The 17,678-nt window shown below is 62.9% G+C and carries 17 protein-coding genes; 11 read left to right on the forward strand and 6 right to left on the reverse strand.

Features of this window, described 5'->3' with window-relative positions; translation table 11 throughout:
• Positions 1-4 precede the first annotated feature (4 nt).
• A complete protein-coding gene (locus AC0L2R_RS20055) occupies positions 5-1,162 on the forward strand; it encodes an LLM class flavin-dependent oxidoreductase (protein WP_473511035.1) in 1,158 nt (385 codons plus the stop codon).
• A 67-nt stretch (positions 1,163-1,229) separates the two neighbouring features.
• Positions 1,230-1,775, forward strand: coding sequence for a flavin reductase family protein (locus tag AC0L2R_RS20060; protein ID WP_473511037.1), 546 nt, complete (start codon positions 1,230-1,232; stop codon positions 1,773-1,775).
• Positions 1,776-1,813: 38 nt separating this feature from the next.
• Here the strand turns inward: AC0L2R_RS20060 and AC0L2R_RS20065 are convergent, their stop codons facing one another.
• Positions 1,814-2,857: a LacI family DNA-binding transcriptional regulator gene (locus tag AC0L2R_RS20065; RefSeq protein ID WP_473511038.1), complete on the reverse strand. Its 1,044-nt coding sequence runs from the start codon at positions 2,855-2,857 to the stop codon at positions 1,814-1,816.
• Between the two features lie 119 nt (positions 2,858-2,976).
• Here AC0L2R_RS20065 and bglB point away from each other — a divergent pair, with 119 nt between their 5' ends.
• The 7 genes from bglB to AC0L2R_RS20100 all read left to right on the forward strand — a co-directional run bounded on the left by bglB (position 2,977) and on the right by AC0L2R_RS20100 (position 11,943).
• Positions 2,977-4,065 (forward strand): beta-galactosidase BglB, encoded by a 1,089-nt coding sequence (bglB, locus tag AC0L2R_RS20070; protein WP_473511040.1) that lies wholly within the window; start codon positions 2,977-2,979, stop codon positions 4,063-4,065.
• On the forward strand, positions 4,062-4,898 hold the full coding sequence (gene kduI / locus AC0L2R_RS20075) for a 5-dehydro-4-deoxy-D-glucuronate isomerase (protein ID WP_473511042.1): 837 nt from the start codon (positions 4,062-4,064) through the stop codon (positions 4,896-4,898). Before bglB ends, kduI begins: the two co-directional genes overlap by 4 nt.
• Complete coding sequence (locus AC0L2R_RS20080) at positions 4,895-7,420, forward strand: hypothetical protein (RefSeq protein ID WP_473511043.1); 2,526 nt, start codon at positions 4,895-4,897, stop codon at positions 7,418-7,420. The genes kduI and AC0L2R_RS20080 overlap by 4 nt, the downstream gene beginning before the upstream one ends.
• 79 nt (positions 7,421-7,499) lie before the next feature.
• Entirely contained in the window at positions 7,500-8,762 is a 1,263-nt protein-coding gene (locus tag AC0L2R_RS20085) for an ABC transporter substrate-binding protein (RefSeq protein WP_473511044.1), read from the forward strand.
• Positions 8,763-8,777: 15 nt separating this feature from the next.
• The gene (locus tag AC0L2R_RS20090) at positions 8,778-9,803 is read left to right on the forward strand and encodes a carbohydrate ABC transporter permease (RefSeq protein WP_473511046.1); all 1,026 of its coding nucleotides are present in this window, start codon (positions 8,778-8,780) and stop codon (positions 9,801-9,803) included.
• Complete coding sequence (locus AC0L2R_RS20095; protein WP_473511048.1) at positions 9,800-10,852, forward strand: carbohydrate ABC transporter permease; 1,053 nt, start codon at positions 9,800-9,802, stop codon at positions 10,850-10,852. The genes AC0L2R_RS20090 and AC0L2R_RS20095 overlap by 4 nt, the downstream gene beginning before the upstream one ends.
• Positions 10,853-10,860: 8 nt before the next feature.
• Positions 10,861-11,943, forward strand: a complete 1,083-nt coding sequence (locus AC0L2R_RS20100; protein ID WP_473511050.1) for an ABC transporter ATP-binding protein — start codon at positions 10,861-10,863, stop codon at positions 11,941-11,943.
• Positions 11,944-11,988: 45 nt separating this feature from the next.
• On the opposite strand, the gene AC0L2R_RS20105 is transcribed toward AC0L2R_RS20100, so the two are convergent.
• Positions 11,989-12,144, reverse strand: a complete 156-nt coding sequence (locus AC0L2R_RS20105; RefSeq protein ID WP_473511051.1) for a YjiS-like domain-containing protein — start codon at positions 12,142-12,144, stop codon at positions 11,989-11,991.
• A 236-nt stretch (positions 12,145-12,380) separates the two neighbouring features.
• Between AC0L2R_RS20105 and AC0L2R_RS20110 the strand changes: the two genes are divergently transcribed.
• Positions 12,381-13,250, forward strand: coding sequence for a LysR family transcriptional regulator (locus tag AC0L2R_RS20110; RefSeq protein ID WP_473511053.1), 870 nt, complete (start codon positions 12,381-12,383; stop codon positions 13,248-13,250).
• Between the two features lie 3 nt (positions 13,251-13,253).
• On the opposite strand, the gene AC0L2R_RS20115 is transcribed toward AC0L2R_RS20110, so the two are convergent.
• Positions 13,254-13,397 carry a hypothetical protein gene (locus AC0L2R_RS20115; RefSeq protein ID WP_473511054.1) on the reverse strand — a complete coding sequence of 48 codons (144 nt, stop codon included), beginning with the start codon at positions 13,395-13,397 and terminating at the stop codon, positions 13,254-13,256.
• Between the two features lie 113 nt (positions 13,398-13,510).
• On the opposite strand from AC0L2R_RS20115, the gene AC0L2R_RS20120 reads away from it, so the two are divergent.
• Entirely contained in the window at positions 13,511-13,768 is a 258-nt protein-coding gene (locus tag AC0L2R_RS20120) for a DUF6074 family protein (protein WP_473511056.1), read from the forward strand.
• Here the strand turns inward: AC0L2R_RS20120 and AC0L2R_RS20125 are convergent.
• From AC0L2R_RS20125 to AC0L2R_RS20135, 3 genes are all read right to left on the reverse strand, one after another.
• A complete protein-coding gene (locus AC0L2R_RS20125; RefSeq protein WP_473511058.1) occupies positions 13,740-15,245 on the reverse strand; it encodes an Ig-like domain-containing protein in 1,506 nt (501 codons plus the stop codon). The two genes, AC0L2R_RS20120 and AC0L2R_RS20125, sit on opposite strands and share 29 nt — an antisense overlap.
• Before the next feature lie 306 nt (positions 15,246-15,551).
• Complete coding sequence (locus AC0L2R_RS20130; protein WP_473511060.1) at positions 15,552-16,376, reverse strand: 5'-3' exonuclease; 825 nt, start codon at positions 16,374-16,376, stop codon at positions 15,552-15,554.
• An 86-nt stretch (positions 16,377-16,462) separates the two neighbouring features.
• Entirely contained in the window at positions 16,463-17,662 is a 1,200-nt protein-coding gene (locus tag AC0L2R_RS20135) for a mandelate racemase/muconate lactonizing enzyme family protein (protein WP_473511061.1), read from the reverse strand.
• Positions 17,663-17,678: the final 16 nt, after the last annotated feature.

The raw sequence follows: 17,678 nt of genomic DNA on the forward strand, positions 1-17,678 counted from the left end.
GACATTGACGGTCGTTCCGGTGACGTCCGCAGATCTCGATGCTGCTGAAGTGTCGTGGTTTTCCGCTTTGTGTTCCGATGATTTCCGCTATCTGGGCGTACCGGATGGTACGCTGCGGTCGAGTTGGGAGCATTGCTCCGACATCGTCAAGACAGCCGAAGGACTGGGGTTTCGCAGTATCCTGTGTCCCTCGTCCTATCAGGTTGGCCAGGATACTCTGTCCTTCGTGGCGGGCTGCGCTCCGATAACCCATTCGATCAACCTTCTCGCGGCGGTGCGTTGCGGCGAAATGCAACCGATCATGCTGGCGCGCACGCTCGCAACGCTCGACCACATGCTGAAGGGCAGATTGACTATAAACGTCATCTCTTCCGACTTTCCCGGTGAAGTCGCCGACAGCCGTTTCCGCTATCAGCGTTCGCGCGAGGTCATCGAGATCCTGCGTCAGGCCTGGACGCGCGACGAAATCAACCATCAGGGCGAGGTCTACCAATTCGGGAAAGTAACCGCCGACCCCGCAAAGCCCTATCAACAGAATGGCGGGCCGCTGCTCTATTTCGGCGGCTATTCGCCCGACGCGCTCGAACTCTGCGGCGCGCAGTGTGACGTGTATCTGATGTGGCCGGAGGCGAAGGACGTGTTGGCGCACCGCATGCGTGATGTTCACGAGCGTGCAGCCGCCCATGGCCGCACATTGGATTATGGCCTGCGCGTCCACGTGATTGTGCGCGACAGCGAAGCCGAAGCCCGCGAATATGCCGAGGAGTTGGTTTCGAAACTCGACGACGAGCAGGGCAGCGTTATCCGCGGCCGCGCACTGGACGCGACATCCCTGGGCGTCGCGCACCAGGCAAAGAACCGCGCCGGCGCCGACGCACAAGGCTATGTCGAGCGGCATCTGTGGACCGGCGTTGGCCGCGCACGCTCCGGTTGCGGCGCCGCGATCGTCGGCTCGACCGATCAAGTCATGTGTGAGATCGAGGAATACCGGAAAATGGGCATCCGCGCCTTCATCTTCTCCGGCTATCCGCATCTCGACGAGGCCATGTCCTTCGGCAAGCGCGTGCTGCCGAACATCAACACCTGCTCGCTGCCGCATGCCTATGGCCGGGTGCCGGAAATCACCCCGCCGACTCCGCTCGGAACCGGGGAGCGGCGATGATGATGATGCGAATGCGCCTCAACGAGATTGAAGCTTCCACCGCAGCCCTTGGCCAGGCGGGCGCCTGATGTACCACTTCCTCAACCCCGAGCAGCAACCGATGAAAAGCTTCGTGCCCGGCCCCGACCGCAAGCGCGAGTTCCGCGACGCACTCGGCCGGTTTGCGACCGGTATCACCGTCGTCACCACGATGACGCCTGATGGTCCCGTCGGCATCACCGCGAACAGCTTTGCATCGGTGTCCCTCGACCCGCCGATCGTGCTCTGGTCGATCGGCCGGCATTCGAGGCGCTTTGCCGCCTTCGCAGGTTGCGAGCATTTCGCGGTTCATGTCTTGGGCGCGGAGCAGATCGAGCTGAGCCAGCGCTTCGCTCGCGTCGGTCAAGCCTTCGACGGCCTCCCGCACGACCTGAACGATGCCGGCGTGCCGCTGCTGGGTGGCTGCCTGTCGCGGTTCGAATGCATGCGGATATCCGGGCATGAGGGCGGCGACCATTTGATCGTCGTTGCCCGCGTAACTGCCGCGACGTTGCGAGACGGCGAACCTCTGCTTTTCTTCGGCGGAGGTTACGGACGCTTCGAAGACGGTTCGAACGTGACCCCATCGATGTAGTGATGGCCTGGCCCGGACAGCCGTGTGAACCATACGTCTCAGGCGCGAATCGGGCCGGTCGACTGGCGTTGCACGATATGGCAGGCGAATTCGATACGGCGCGGCGGCAGGTCCCCGCCGAGATCGGCGAGCAGCAGGTCGAGCGACGCCGCGCCGATCTCGCGCATCGGGATATGCATCGTCGTCAGCGGCGGGTTTTGGAAAGCCGCCTGCGGAAGGTCATCCATGCCCATGACCGAGACGTCGGCAGGCACCTCGTAACCCGACTTCCGGATCGCCATCATCGCGCCGATAGCGAGGCTGTCGCCCGCGGCGAGCACAGCTGTGAAGTCGAGGCCGCGCGTCTCGATGCGCCGCGCGATCGCTTCGGCCGCAAGGTCCGGCAGCCAATCCGCCACCTCCACGGCCAGCTCGCCGGCCGCCAGGCCGCGCTCTCGCAGTGCATCCTGCCAGCCCTCGAAGCGGCGCTCGATCGTGCGCCGCCCGCGTCGCATCAGGAACAGGATGCGCCGGTGGCCGAGGTCGAGCAGGTGCTGCGTCGCGAGATGCGCCGCCGAGCGGTTGCATGGCGTCAGGCTCGAATGGTGCATCGCCGGGTCGTCGCCGTTTATGAGCACGATCGGCTTGCCGAAACCGCCGGTCAGCGTCAGCACCGCCTCGTCGTCAAGCGTCAGAAACAGGCAGCCGACGACGCTCTTGTCTTGCCTGGCGTCATCGAGCAGCGCGATCTGATCATCGGCGTCGGCGATCGAGCGCGGCACCAGCTCGACACCGAGAGTTTTTGCACGCTCGTTCAGTCCGTCGAGCACATAGAAGGTGAACTGGTTGCGGCCATAGTCGATCATCGCAGCGTTGCTTGCGGCGAGGATCACCTTGCGGCCGGCGATCGAAGTGGGGATCGTATAATTCAGCTTCCTGGCGGTTTCGATGATCGCCGACCGGAGGTCGCCGCGCACGCCCTTGCCGCCGGCAAGCGCCCGCGATGCCGTGCTGACGGATACGCCACAGCGCGCGGCGACGTCTTCGAGCCGCACGCGCCGGCTGGGCGTGCCGCGCTTCCCGCTTCCGACCTTGACGACCATCGGCTGTTTCCTCGCCAGGCCTGCATGCTGCAAAAAAATTTCAGATTGCGCAATAAAAAAACTTGTGGCACCCATTTGCCCGACATCGCGCAAACTTGGGAGGAGTGGTGGCGTCGTCCATGAGAGAAATGCGCTCAAAGCTCGACCTGCTCGTGCGCGGCATGACTGGCCTGCGCCATGACGGCCGTTTCGACGAGCCCAACCTCGACGGCACGGCCGGCGACTACATCAGCTTCGATTCCTGGGAATGGCCGCAGGGCGTGGGCCTCTACGGCCTGGTTTGCCTCTGGCGGCACAATCGCGACCCGAAACTTTTGAAGACAATCGAAGATTGGTACGAGCGCCATTTAAGCGCGGGCCTGCCGCCGATGAACATCAACACCACCGCACCGATGATGGCGCTGGCATTGCTCTGGGGCGAGACACGCGATCCGCGCTGGGAAACGCCTCTCTGCCAATGGGCCGAAAGGCTGCTTCGCGACATGCCTCGCACGCCCGAGGGCGGGTTCCAGCACAATGTCTCAGACAAGATCAACGACGACGAATTGTGGGACGACACGTTGTTCATGGCCGGCCTGTTCCTCGCTTTCCACGGCCGCGCGGCCGGCCGGCAAGCATGCATCGACGAGGCTGTTCGCCAGTTCCTCGTCCATGCGCGCTATCTCGCCGACCCGAAAACCGGCTTGTGGTTCCATGGCTGGACATTTGCCGGCCGACATAATTTCGCCGGCGCTCTCTGGGCCCGCGGCAACGCCTGGATCACAGTCGGCATCCTCGACCTGATCGAAAACGGTGGTGTCGGCAAGCCAGTCGAAGCCTATCTGCTCGGCGTGCTGGAAGCGCAGATCGAAGCGCTGCTGCGCCTGCAGGCGCCATCGGGAGCATGGCACACTTTGCTCGATGACCCGACCTCCTATGAGGAGATGTCGGCCACCGCCGGCATCGGCTATGGTCTCATGAAAGCTGCGCGCCTGGGCTTCGGGCCCAAGGCGTGCGGTCCAGCGGGCCGGCGCGCACTCGACGCGGTGCTGGCCAGCATCGACGAGAACGGCGTGCTCGGAAACGTTTCCTATGGCACCCGCATGGGCCATGATCTCCAGTTCTACCGCGACATCCCGATCCAGCCTACCGGCTACGGCCAGGCCCTGGCGATCCTCTGCCTCACCGAGGGGATGATCCATGCCGAAGCTGACGAGGCAGCGGCATGACGATGCGCGTTCTCTTCGGCGCCGGTCCGGGCGACATCGATGGCTACGGGACGGAGCGGCTGCGCGCCGAGTTTCTGGTGGAGCGGCTGTTCGAGCCCGGCCGTATCGCCTTCGCTTACACCCATGTCGACCGCATGATCGTCGGCGGCGCGTGCCCAACCGGAGAGCCGCTGAGTTTCGGCGATGGCGCGGACGTCGGCACGCCGCATCTGTTCACCGCGCGCGAGATGGGCATCGCCAATCTCGGCGGCGCAGGAACGGTGAGCGTCGACCAGCAGCGCTTCGCGCTCGCCAACCGCGATGTGCTCTATGTCGGGCGCGGCGCGAAACAAGTGACGCTCGAAAGCGACAGCGCCGCGCACCCCGCCTGGTTCTATATGAACTCGGTTCCGGCCGGCGCAGACATCAAACATCGGCTGATCACGAGATCCGAGGCGAAGCCGCTCGAACTCGGCGAGGAGCGACGCGCCAACAAGCGCACATTGCGCATGTACATTCATCCGGAAGTCGCGCCTTCCTGTCTGCTGCTGATGGGCATCACGGATCTTGCTGCAGGGAGCGTCTGGAACACCATGCCTCCTCATCTGCATGAGCGGCGCATGGAAGCCTATCTCTATTTCGATCTCGCGGCGGAAGACCGGGTGATCCATCTGATGGGACGGCCGGACAATACCCGCCATCTGATCGTGGCCAATGGCGACTGTGTCATCTCGCCGGCCTGGTCTATCCATATGGGCAGCGGAACCGGGCCCTACGCCTTCGTCTGGGGCATGACGGGCGAGAACCAGGCCTATAACGACGTGTCGCCCGTGCCCGTTGAGACGCTGCGATGAACACCGTGGAACCGATTACGCACGATCTTGCGCTGCGCCGGCCGCTCGCGCTCGGCGGCCCCGTCGTTTACTGGCTCGTCGGCCCGACGTCTGAGCAGCGCTACGATGTTGCAGATCAGCCGATGCAAGGGGAGATGGATCCCTTCTTCTTCCTGACCAAGCACAAGAATTTCATCCCGCACGAATATCCCTGCCGAACCCAGTTTGCCGCCGAACGCCGCGGAAAACGGCCCACGCCGCAGGGCGCGTTCGAGCCAGACCGTGTTTGGCTTCCGTTCGGCTCGCCGCGCGTCGACCTGTCGGGCTTCTGGTTCCGCCCGACCGTGGTCGCCACCTGGGCAAGTACCGTGCTCGACGCAGGCTCGGACGGGCGGGCGCTGCTGCGGCTGCGCACCTGCGGCGGCGCCGTTTTGTTCGTCAACGGAATAGAGGCCGGCTGGATGGCGCCCTACGGGCGCAATCTCGAGGCTTCCCAGGATTTCGAGGTCGATCTCGTCGCCAGCGCCAACGAGATCAGCATCTGGTTCGACGATCTCGCCGAGCGTGACGCACGCTATTTCTTCCAACTCGACTATCTCCGGGGCCCAGCTGCCGAACAGGTCTTGCCCACGACCGTCAAAGGCGACGTCGCTGCGGCCATGGAAGCCGCTCTCGACGCAATGCATTTCGAGCATCCATTTTATTCCGGCGGCGAAGTGGCGCTGGTGACGGATGTCGCGCTGCCGGTTGCGATGGATGTAGCTGTTGTGATTGAGGGCGACTTCATGTCGATCGAGGCGCCCGTGATCTTCCGCCGCCGCATCGAAGCGGGGGCAAGACGCATCACGATTGCCGCAGCGGAAGACCTTCCCGCCGACTTCCGGCATTTTGCCGTATCGCTCTCATCTACAAGCTTTGTTGCCCAGCGGGTCTTCGGCGTCGAAATCTGTCATGCGGCGCGTCAGGGCCGCGCCCCTGCCATCCTTGCCGACAGGATCGGCGAAGCCCTGGAACAGGTCTCCAACTTCGCGGAGGCCGATACCGTGCGGGCGCTGGCGCGGCTGGCGACCGGCCGCGGCGGCGCCGAAACCGACGCCATCATTGCTGCTGCACTGCCGGCGATCGAAGATTGCCACGACTGCGCCGATTTCATCCTGGTTCCACTGCTCTGGTGCCGTCGTGCCTATGGCGACAGGATCGCGGTCGATCTATGTCACCGCATTGACGAGGCGATCCTCAATTATCGCTATTGGATGGATGAGCCGGGCAACGACGTGCAGTGGTACTTTTCCGAAAACCACGCGCTTCTGTTTCACACCGCGGCTTATCTCGGCGGCCATCTCTTGCCCGATGCCCGCTTTGTCCGCTCGGGGCGCACCGGCGCGGAGCAGTCGACCGTGGGCCTTGCGCGCGTGCGCGCCTGGCTCGATCATTTCGAGGCATGGGAGATGGCGGAATTCAACTCCGCGCCTTATTTCCCGATCGATCTCAAGGGGTTGACGATCCTGTACGCGCTTGGGCCAGACGCCGACGTCCGCCGGCGCGCCGGGGCTGCGATCAACCGCCTGCTCGAGATCGTCGCCCGCTCGGCTCAGCAGGGCATGCTTACCGGCGCGCAGGGCCGCTCCTACGAACACACGCTGCGCGCCGCCCGTTCGCTGGAACTTTCCGGCATTGCACGCATGCTGTGGGGCAAAGGTTTCTACGGCATGCGCTTCCACGCCCTGCCGCAGCTTGCGCTCTGCCTGCGCGACCATGGGCTCCACGTCCCGCAAGAACTGACCGGTATCGCCTGCATGGCCGGCGACGACGCGCAGGAATGGTGCTTCGCGCAGGGCCAGAACCGGATCGCCAAGCTCTACCACTACAAGACCCGCGATTTCGCCATGGGAAGCGCAGCAGCCTATCGCTGGAACGAATGGGGTTATCAAGAAACGGTGCTGCACCTGCGCCTCGGCGGCAATCCCGACGCGCAGATATGGATCAACCATCCGGGCGAGACGATTCATTCGGGCTATGGCCGTCCGTCTTACTGGGGCGGCTCCGGATCTCTGCCGCGCGTGCATCAATACCGCGACCTGGCAGTTGTGCTGTTCAGCTGCGCTGCCGAGCAGCCCGACTTTACCCATGCCTGGTTCCCACAGAGCGCGTTCGACGAAGCGTGGGTCAAGGAACATATCGCTTCGGCGCGCGGCGGCGATGGGCTCGCGATGCTGAAGGCCGACAGCGCCTTCGAGGTCGTCGGCCGCGGGCCGACCGCTGGAAACGAGTTGCGCGTGCCGGGCCATCAAGCCGTATGGATCATCCGCTTGGGCCGGCGCCGGCAATACGGGTCGCTGGAGGAATTCGAGGCGCGGTTTTCTCAGCTCGCGGTCGGCCACGGAAACAACGGCCTTCTGCATGTCAATGATCCGGAATATGGCGACGTGCTGTTCCATCCGGATGGCCGCATGGAGGCTGAGGACCGTGTCGTCGATCCGGCCGACTGGCAGGTCACGGGTGAAGCCACGTTGTTCGCAGCCGACGCCATCGCAACCAGGTGAGGATCAAAAGGAGCAGGACAAGCAGCTCGGACAGCGACAATCAAGCGGTGAAGACCGCAAAAGCGGAGGAGAGTGAACCATGAGAATGAATTCGATAATCCTGGGCCTTTCGGCGGGCCTTCTGTCGTCGACCGCGTTCGCAGGCGACGTTCGCGTGATGTGGTACTCGGACGGCGTCGAGGGTGAGGTCATACAGGACCTGCTCAACCGCTTCATGAAAGACAATCCGGACATCAACGTCATTCTCGACAATGTCGCCTACAAGGTTGTCCAGGAGCAGCTTCCGGTCGAACTCGAGGCAGGACGGGGTCCCGATATCGCCCGCGTCACCAATATCAAGGAACTCGCCGATCATTGGCTCGACCTGACGCCTGTGGTTGCCGATCCAGCATACTGGCAGACGAATTTCGGCGACCAGTTCGACTGGATGCGCCCTGACGGTTCCAAGGTCATTCCAGGCTTCATGACCCAGATCACGCTGACCGGCGGCTTCGTCAACAAGACGCTTTTCGAACAGGCCGGCGTGCCGATCCCGGCCGACACCGCAACCTGGGACGATTGGGTCGATGCCGCCGGCAAGGTGCAGCAGAGCCAGCAGCTCAACGCAGCCTTTGCCATCGACCGCAGCGGCCATCGTATCTCGGCGGCGAACATCTCTTATGGCGCCAACTACATCGGCGGTGATCGACTGCCGGCGCCGATTGACGCCGGCACGAAAGCCTTCGCCGAAAAGCTGGTCAATTGGGTTGCCGACGGCCGCATGAACAAGGAAATCTGGGTGTCGGCGTCGGGCACCACCTATCGCGCCGGGGCCGACGACTTCATCAATGGGCAGATTGCCTACTATTATTCGGGCAGTTGGCAGGTTGCCAACCTGGCCAGCAAGATCGGCAAGAACTTCGACTGGGTGGCGACGGGCTCGCCGTGCGGCACCGCCGCCTGCACCGGCATGCCGGGCGGCGCCGCGCTGGTCGCCGTCAAATACACCAAGAACGCCGCTGAAGTCGGCAAGGTGATGGACTTCCTGGGCCGCGAGGACATTATGCGCGAATTCACCGAGCGCACCCTGTTCCTGCCCGCACATAAGGGCGTTCTCGCCGGCAAGATCGATTACAAGACCGATGACGAAAACGTCAAGGCGTCGCTCGAAGCCTTCCTGAAGGCATCGGGCAAGATCGCGCCGAATGCCGCCGCCCTGCCGGCATGGAAATGGGGAACTCCGGTTTATGGCGCGCTGGTGACCCGCATCAGTCAGGTCATGGCCGGCGAGCTGAAGCTCGACGAGGCTTTCGTCCGCATCGACGAGGACATCAAGGCACAGGTGGCCGAGGCATCGAAGTAGCGTCGCGGCAGTGTCATGGGAGACGTCCGAAACGGCATAGCAACCCGCGCCGGCGCCATGATACTGGCGCCGGTCGGCTGGCTTGCGAATGTTTTCGATGCGCCACTGCGCATGTTGCAACGGCGCACGGGCAGCAATGGCATGGCCGTGTTCTTCCTGGCGCCGAACATGCTGGTGTTCGGCATTTTCGTGCTGTTTCCGCTGGTCATCAACATCCTCTATTCGATGACCGGTGGCGGGGCGCTGTTCCTCGGCGAGCGCACCTTCGTCGGCGCCGATCAGTATGGGCGGCTGTTCAGTTGCGGCAGCTATCTCGACCCGAAGAGCTGCACGGAGGACCTGTTCTGGATCGCGGTTTGGAACACCCTGGCCTTCGTCGTGCTGCAAGTGGCGATGATGGTCGCCGTGGCGCTTGTCACCGCACTCGTACTCAACCGTGAGTTGCGTGCGCGCAGTTTCTGGCGCGCCGTGTTCTTCTTCCCTGTGCTTTTGTCGCCGGTCGTGGTCGGTCTCATCTGGCGCTGGATCCTGCAGCGGCAGGGACTGCTCAACCTGATGGTGTTCGAGGCGGGCGGAACCCCGGTCAACTGGCTGGTGGAGCGCAACTGGGCCTTCACCGCCGCGATCATGGTGTCGGTCTGGGCCCATGTCGGCTTCTATGCGCTGATCCTTCTCGCCGGCCTTCAGGCCATTCCGAAAGACCTCTATGAGGCCGCCGAGATGGACGGCACGAGGCCCTTGCGCGTCTTCTGGCGCATAACGCTGCCCTTGCTGGCGCCCAACCTCCTGGTCGTGCTGGTGCTGACACTCATCCGCGCCGTGCAGATATTCGATGAGATCTATGTGCTGACCGGAGGCGGTCCCGGGACCAGCACGCTGTTCCTCACGCAGTACATCTACGAGGTCGGCTTCGCCTCGATGCTGCGCAATCCGGGGCTCGCCTCCGCGGCCTCGATCCTCATGGGAGCGGTGCTGGTCGTGCTGACCTTGATCCAACTGGGCATCGCAAGGCGCAACGAGCAGCGGGGCAAAATGCGATGAGCAGGGTTGCGGAATTTCTGTTTCGCCGGCGCGGCGGCGCCGGCTGGCACTGGACCGACGTTTTCACCTGGTTCTGGCTGATCGGCGGGCTGCTTGTCATGTTCGGCCCGGCGCTCTGGCTGGTCAACTCGTCGTTCAAGACGCCTGCGGCGCTGGCGGAGTTCCCGCCGACTGTTTTGCCCTATGTCACCGCCGAAGCTGTCGTGGAAGGGTATGAGGAGCCGCTGCAGCTCTTCGAAGTGCGCAATGACGACGGCAGCGTGCGCGTGCTCGCCGAAGTGCGCCGCCTCGGCACCGTCGCGCAGATGGTCGACCCCGCCAACCCGGGCGAGATCATACGCGTCAACATCCGGGACCGTACACCCAAGCGCAGCATCGCCTTCGCGCTCGACAATTATGTCCAGCCTTTCCTCGCCTTCGACTTCTTCCTCTATCTGCGCAACTCGGTCTTCGTCACCGTGGTCGCCACCCTGATTACGCTCCTGACCAATTCGATGGCCGCGTTCGCACTGTCGAAGTACAATTTTCGGGGACGCTCCGCTGTGATGATGCTCATCGTCGCGACGCTGATGGTGCCGCTCTCCGTAATTCTGGTGCCGCTCTATTCGGTCATCTCGGCAATGGGACTGTTCAATTCGCTATGGGGCGTGATCCTGCCCACAGTGGCGACGCCCACGGGCGTCTTCATGCTGCGCCAGTACATGCTGACGATCCCCGACGAGCTGATCGATGCAGCGCGCATGGACAAGGCGTCGGAATGGCAGATCTACTGGCGCATCATCCTGCCGCTGACCGCCCCGGCGCTGGCGGTGCTGGCGATCTTTTCCGTCGTCTGGCGCTGGAACGACTTCCTCTGGCCGCTGATCGTCCTGTCGCGCAAGGAGGTCTATACGCTGCAGGTTGGTCTCAACACCTATGCCGGCCAACTCAATGTGCAATGGCATTACATCCTGGCCATGACTGTCGTCACCATGATCCCGGTCGTGCTGGTGTTCATATTCCTTCAGCGCTTCATCACCACCGGCATTGCCGGCTCCGGTCTGAAATAGAGGCTACCATGAGCCAGATCACACTCACCGGCGTATCGAGGGCTTTCGGCAAGGTCGGCGTGCTGCACGACATAAATCTCGACATCCTTGACGGCGAGTTGATCGTCTTCGTCGGCCCCTCCGGCTGCGGCAAGTCCACGCTGCTGCGGCTCATCGCCGGGCTTGACCGGCCGACAGGCGGCGTCATCGCGATCGACGGCAAGGACGTGACCACCGTTCCGGCCGCCGACAGGGGATTGGCGATGGTGTTCCAATCCTACGCGCTGTACCCGCACATGAGCGTGCGCCAGAATCTGGCCTTCGGACTGGAGAACGCCCGTATGGCGCGCGCCGAAATCGATGGGCGCATCGCCGAAGCCGCGCGGATGCTGGAAATCGCGCCATATCTCGACCGGCGCCCCGGCCAGCTCTCCGGCGGCCAGCGCCAGCGCGTCGCGATCGGCCGCGCCATCGTGCGCAATCCAACCGCTTTCCTGCTTGACGAGCCGCTGTCCAATCTCGACGCCGAACTGCGCATCTCGACACGCGCCGAACTGGCCGCGCTGCACGAACGGCTGTCGGCGACGATGGTCTATGTCACGCACGACCAGATCGAGGCGATGACGCTTGCCGACCGCATCGTCGTGCTGCGCGCCGGCCGCATCGAGCAGATCGGCACGCCCCTCGAGCTCTACAACCATCCGGCCAATCTGTTCGTCGCCGGTTTCATCGGTGCACCGCGTATGAACTTCCTGCCGGTAAAGGTGGCACCCGGGGGCGCTGGCCGATCAAGCCTCACGTTGGACGGTTCAGCCGGATTCGAGATCGACGGGAACGTCAGCGCGGCCAATGGCGACGTGACGCTCGGGCTGCGGCCACATCACATCAGCCTCGCCGATGCCGGCAAGGGAGACGTTGCGGCCCGCGTCGCGCTGGTCGAAGCCCTCGGCTCCGAGACGATCGTCCACACCAAGACAAGCGGCGGCCAGACCATGCTGGCGGTTGTCGCCGGACAATATCCGGTGGCTTCCGGCGACACGGTGGATCTGAAGTTCGATACCAGCCATCTGCATCTTTTCGATGACACCGGCCTGCGCATCGCTGTGAGTTAGAAGTTGGTTAGCCCCGTCTGGGGCGTCATCATCTGCCCCGCCTCCTCAACGATGCAGGCTGGCGTGGCGGGCATGCTCGCGGATCTCTTCGCGAGAAATGCCAGCATCCGCCAGTGTGCTGTCTGGGGCCTGCCTCAAGCTCGCAAGCGTCTGGCGATAGGCAAGCCAGCGGGCGAAACGGTGTCGAAGTTTTTCGAACATGATCGTCTCCTTTGGCGCGCAGAAAGCCCGCGCGCCTGGGTTGGTCGAAAACGCAAAGCATCTGCGCGAAGCGCATGCGCGTTTCGCAAGGATTCGCTGGCTTCTTGGCCGGCCGAGGCGCTTGTCACTGTCGCTTCCAGGCAGAATTGTCCAACGCCTCCAATGCCTCCATACTTGCGCGTGATGCCCGCTTCGCGCTACAGCCACGCTCGCAAGGAGTTTTTCATTTCTGCAAAATGGATATCGACTGGAACGATCTGAGGCTGTTTCTCGACATTGCGCGGCTGGGTGGCTTGAGCGCAGCGACGGGAACGACGCGCCTCAGCGCAGCCACCCTTGGACGACGCGTCACCGCGCTCGAAAAGCAGATCGGCGAACCGCTGTTCGTGCGCCAGCAGACAGGCTACCGGCTGACCCCGATCGGTGAAGAACTGCTGCGGCGCGCCGAAGACGTCGAGGCAGCAATGCAGTCGCTGACCCGCTGGCGCGAGGGAAACCTGCCCGACCGCATTGTCCGCGTCTCGGCCGGGCCATGGACCTCAGCCTTCGTTTCCGCCCATATCGGCGAGATCTGGACGGTCGATGACGGCATAAGGGTGGAGCTCGTCACCACCACCGATCGTGTCGACATCGGCCGCCGTGCCGCCGACATCGGCATACGCAGCGAGCGCCCGACCGAGCAGTGGCTGGCCGGCCGTCAGAGCGGCAAGGTCGCCTACGCCATTTATTCCGGACGCCGCCTGATCAACGGCATCGCCGCCGGGTTGTTCGTCGGCGCCACCGGCGAAGCGGCAAACATTGCCTCGGCGCGCTGGCTGCAAGCCCATCACGGCGACCGCATTGCCGTGCGCGGCAACAATACCCATTCGGTGCGCGAACTTGTGGCCGCCGGCGCCGGCCTTTCGATCTTTCCGTGCTTCGTCGGTGACAGCGATCCGCGGCTGGTTCGCGTCGCTCAGCCTATCCCCGAGCTGGAAACCGACCAATGGATCGTCACCCACCACGAGGAACGTCACTCGCCGCCGGTGCGAAAAGTCGCCGACCGGATTACCGCCTTGATGCGGGCGCACCAGCCGCTGTTTCGCGGCGAGACGCCGATCCGGTAAGCCTCAGGCGTCGATCGGCCGCCAGCTGAGCCGCATGCTGGCACTCATGCCGGACTCCTGCGCCGTCAGGCCTAGGCCGTAATACTTCAACAGGGACACGAACTCGCCATGCCGATGCGTCCAGCCGCCATTCGCGGCACCGACCATCGAGCCCAGCGGACGCTTTGCTCCATGGCTGACCGCCGTCAAAAAGAGCGCTGTTAACCAAATTTTCTAACCCGCCAATGCTTATTCGCGTGACTGAAGGGGTGAGGTGATCGATGTGCGATTCAAACATAAGCGCATTTCCGCTGCATCGGCGGCGGAAATTGGTCGAAGGGATCGCCCTGATCCTGGAGTCCAAGAACGGGGAGGACGCGAACGCCTTCTGGCGCAACACCGCCAAGGCAATTCTCGTTCAATTATCCGAATCAGGAATTGCACCCGGGCTGGCCGAACAGGAAGTCGGAACGCTTCTTCATGCTGTCTTGGACGATATAGCCACCCGCCCTACAACACGAAGAAGTCGTCCGCTGTGAGCAATGTGCTCGGGTCCACGGCGGCAAACTTGACAGTCGCCGCTCCTCCTGCCCCGTCCACATCGAACAGCAGATCGCCGGTCTCCTTGTCGTAAATGATGTGGTCGTTGTCATCGATGGCGTGCTTGCCGACGACGAAAACCGCAGCGGAAAGCGAGCCGGCCGACAGCCCGACGAATGCGGAGCTGTCCAGCCAGAACACATCGTCGAGCGCATTGAAGTCTTCTATCCTGTCGTAGTTCGCCGGCCCAAGTGCGTCGAACACGAAGACATCCCTGCCCCCCTCGCCGGCCAGCCGGTCGCGGCCGGCGCCGCCATTGAGGATGTCGTCGCCAGCACCACCTCGCATGTCGTCGGAGCCGGCGCCGCCGTCGAGGACATCGTCGCCAGTGTCACCGCGGACGCCGTCTGCGCCCTCACCACCGCTGATCTCGTCATTGCCAGCGCCGCCCTTCAGCCAATCGGTGCCCGCGCCTCCAATAATGTCGTCCGCGCCCGCGCCGCCGAACAGCTGGTCGTGGCCGGCGCCGCCGTCGAGCGTATCGTTGAACGGGGTGCCGCTGATGCGGTCGCCACCGCCCAGAGCGGCGACGAGCACGGCATGATCATGGCTTGCGTAGCTCGCGATGTTTTTGGCGTCGGTCAGGGTAATGGATTCGGCCGGCGGAGTGACTGTGATCGTAATCGTCGCCACATTGCTGTTGCCCTGGCCGTCCGTAGCGTAAACCGTAAAGCTGTCGGTGCCGATGAAGCCGGCCTGCGGTGTGTAGTCGAACAGGTTTCCGCTCAGAAAATCCGCATGATAGTGCAGGGTAGTGCCATAATGACCCTGGTGAAACGGGTAGTGGTTACCGTCGAAACTCGTCTCCTGCTCCAGGGTGCCGCTGTCCGGCCCGTCCAAGACGATAAAGTTCAAGAGATCGTAGTCGGCATCTGTCGCGCTGAACTTGACGTCGTCGAGAGATTGCGCCTGCGAAATCGACAAGTCCAGGTCGGCAACGGTGGGCGCGTGATTAACGAAGGTGTCGGGCTGAAGCACACCCCCTTTCAAGATGATCTGGTGCTGACCGTATTGGGTGTTTTCGCCGCCGAAATATTCGTTCGCCCCGATCCATGTCACCGTGAGGTCGTCGGGGCTGTCGGCGCTGATCGAGACGATCCGGACCGACTGGAAGGCCGCCTGGTCGGACACGGTGCGGAGAAAATTGCCTTCATTGTCGAAGACCTGCGTTTCCACGGTCGTCCAGGTTTCGGTCCTGCCCTCGTGGGTGAAGCTGGTGATGGTGAAGAAGCCGTCGAAGACGTCGACCGAAGCCAGTTCGATCCCACCGTAAGGGAAATCCGGCTTTGCGCCTATCGGTCCGACCACGTCGCCGTCTGTTTCCGTAATGCTGAAAAGGACCGAGTCAGGGGTCGGATTGGGATTCTCGGGTTCGTTCCATACGATAAGTTCGCTGCCATTGCTTAAGGTCGGCATCCTGTCTCTTCCTTGCCCTTGCGCCTGGACGTGCTGCGGATGCCCCCAATTCCAGCAGTAACATGTTACGCGAGACGGATCGGTGACAAACCCAACCGCCTTGCGCCTTCTTCGAATGTGGTTAATTCTGTTTCTCGGCCGCGGGAGGTTCTCTCTTCACACGGGCCTTGGCTTTGAAGCTGCGAGCCTCACAAAGGGGATCGTTGCCTCAAACATTAGGATCCATGGGGCCTCACAGGACGCGCGTTGCGAGACCGGCGACGTATGCACTTCACTTCTTGGCAGATTGGATGGCCGACTGCGAGGTCAGCAACGGCGAGCCTTGAGCGCACGGGTGAGGAGCCGGGCGTCATTTAGCTGGATAACGAACATCTCGAACGCTTTGGTCGGCCCGTGCCAGCGCAGCTCCTCGACATTATCGAACAGCCGAGCGTCGGTGCGCAGCGTCGCGAGATTTTTGAACAAAAGCGCGAGTTCTCTCCGCTTGCCGAGGGCTTCGGGCGGAAAGCTTTCCAGCGGGCCGTAGCGGCCAAGCAGCCGGACGGCCGAGACCTGGCCGATGCCTTCGAGGCCCGGGTAGCCATCGGCGGCATCCCCCACCAGCGCGAGGAAGTCTGGAACCAGCGCCGGCTCGACTCCGAACTTCTCGCGTACGCCGGCGGCATCGCGAATTTTCTGGGTCCTGCGGTCTACCTGGACCACATGGTCGCCGCGCACACACTGCGCGAGATCCTTGTCCGGCGTCCAGATGCACACCTTCTGCACGCCCTCATCGGCAGCCGCGCTGTGTGCGGCGGATGCCAGCGCGTCGTCGGCTTCCAGTTCGATCATCGGCCAGACCGCCACTCCCATCGCCGCCAGGGCTTCCTCGAGCGGGTGGAACTGCGCGAGCAATGCCGGCTCGATGCCATCCCCGGTCTTGTAGCCGGGCCAGAGCTGATTTCTGAACGATTCGATTACATGATCGGTGGCCACCCCAACATGTGTGGCGCCGTTCTCGATCATCTCCAGCACTGTGTTCAGCACGCCGACGACGGCGCCGAACGGCTTGTCCTGGCCATTGTTGAACCGGCGTTGGCCATAGAAGTGGCGAAACAGTTCGTATGTGCCGTCTATCAGATGAACGATCATTGCGATCCTTAGGGAAACAGCATCCGGCCCAGTCTGCAAAGCCAATCCATCTGCAAGCCAGGCCGCTGGCTGGCACCCAGGGGTGGTTAGTCGAAGAAGCCCGCATCCTCTTCCCTGAGATACTTTCGGGCTGCTTCGGCGTCGATATCGAGGCCCAGCCCCGGCGCTTCCAGCAGGTCCACCATGCTGTCCGTCACGATCTGCGACGGCAGGCCGATTACGAGGTCCTCCCACCAGGGGTCGGAGGCGCTCGGATATTCGAAGGCGATGTAGTTGGCGGGCAAGGTGGCGCAGACATTGATCAACGCGCCGAGGCCAAGCAGGCCGTTCGCCGTGCCGTGCGGCGCCATCAGGATTGAGTGCATATGGGCGTGCTCGGCGACCCATTTGAGCTCGGCAATGCCGCCGATATCGGCAGGATCGGGGCCGATGACGCGCACCGCCTGCGTCTCGATCAGTTCCTTGAAATTGTGCCTGAGGTAAATCTGCTCGCCGGTATGGATTGGCGTCGAGGTCGAGGTGGTCAGCTCCCGATAGGCCTGCGGATTGACCCACGGCACATAGTCGCCGGTCAGCATGTCCTCGAGCCACATCAAATTGTATTTTTCGACCGCGCGAGCGAACTTGATCGCATCGGGCAGCATCCAGCCCGGGCCGCAGTCGAGCGCCAGGCTCACCTTGTCGCCCAGTACTTCCTTCATCGCGATCACGCAATCGAGCATGTGATTGAAACCGCGCTCGCTGATCACACCTTGATCCATGGCACCGTGATAGCCGGCCTGCTTCTGCGTCACGCCGTAATGGAAGCCCTCGATGGTGTCCTTCATGTTGGAGTGGAACGAGATTCCCTGCTTGATCATGAAGAAGTTCTGCGGCTGCTCCATCATCCATTTGACGTCAGCGGCGTAATCCTGTGGCCGGTCGCCCGTGCGTTTCCTGCGGATCGAGCCGTTGTAGACGCGCACCTGGTCGCGCACCTTGCCGCCGAGCAGTTTGTAGGCCGGCACGCCTGCGGCCTTGCCGGCAATATCCCACAGCGCATGCTCGATGGCGCTTACCGCCGCGCCATAGGGCTTGAAAGAGCCGCGTTGGCGGATCTTCAGCATCACCCGCTCGACGTCGGTCGGGTCCTCGCCGATCAGCGCCTCGCGAAAATGCAGGACCCAGGGCTTGAGGTAGGGCTTGGTGTACTCGACCTCGCCCAGGCCATAAAAGCCCTCGTCGGTGACGATGCGAACGATGGGATGCTTGCCGATGACGGCGCAACGGAGATCGGTGATCTTCATCTTCGGTTCTTTTCGC

It is taken from the genome of Mesorhizobium sp. WSM4820, assembly GCF_055811075.1.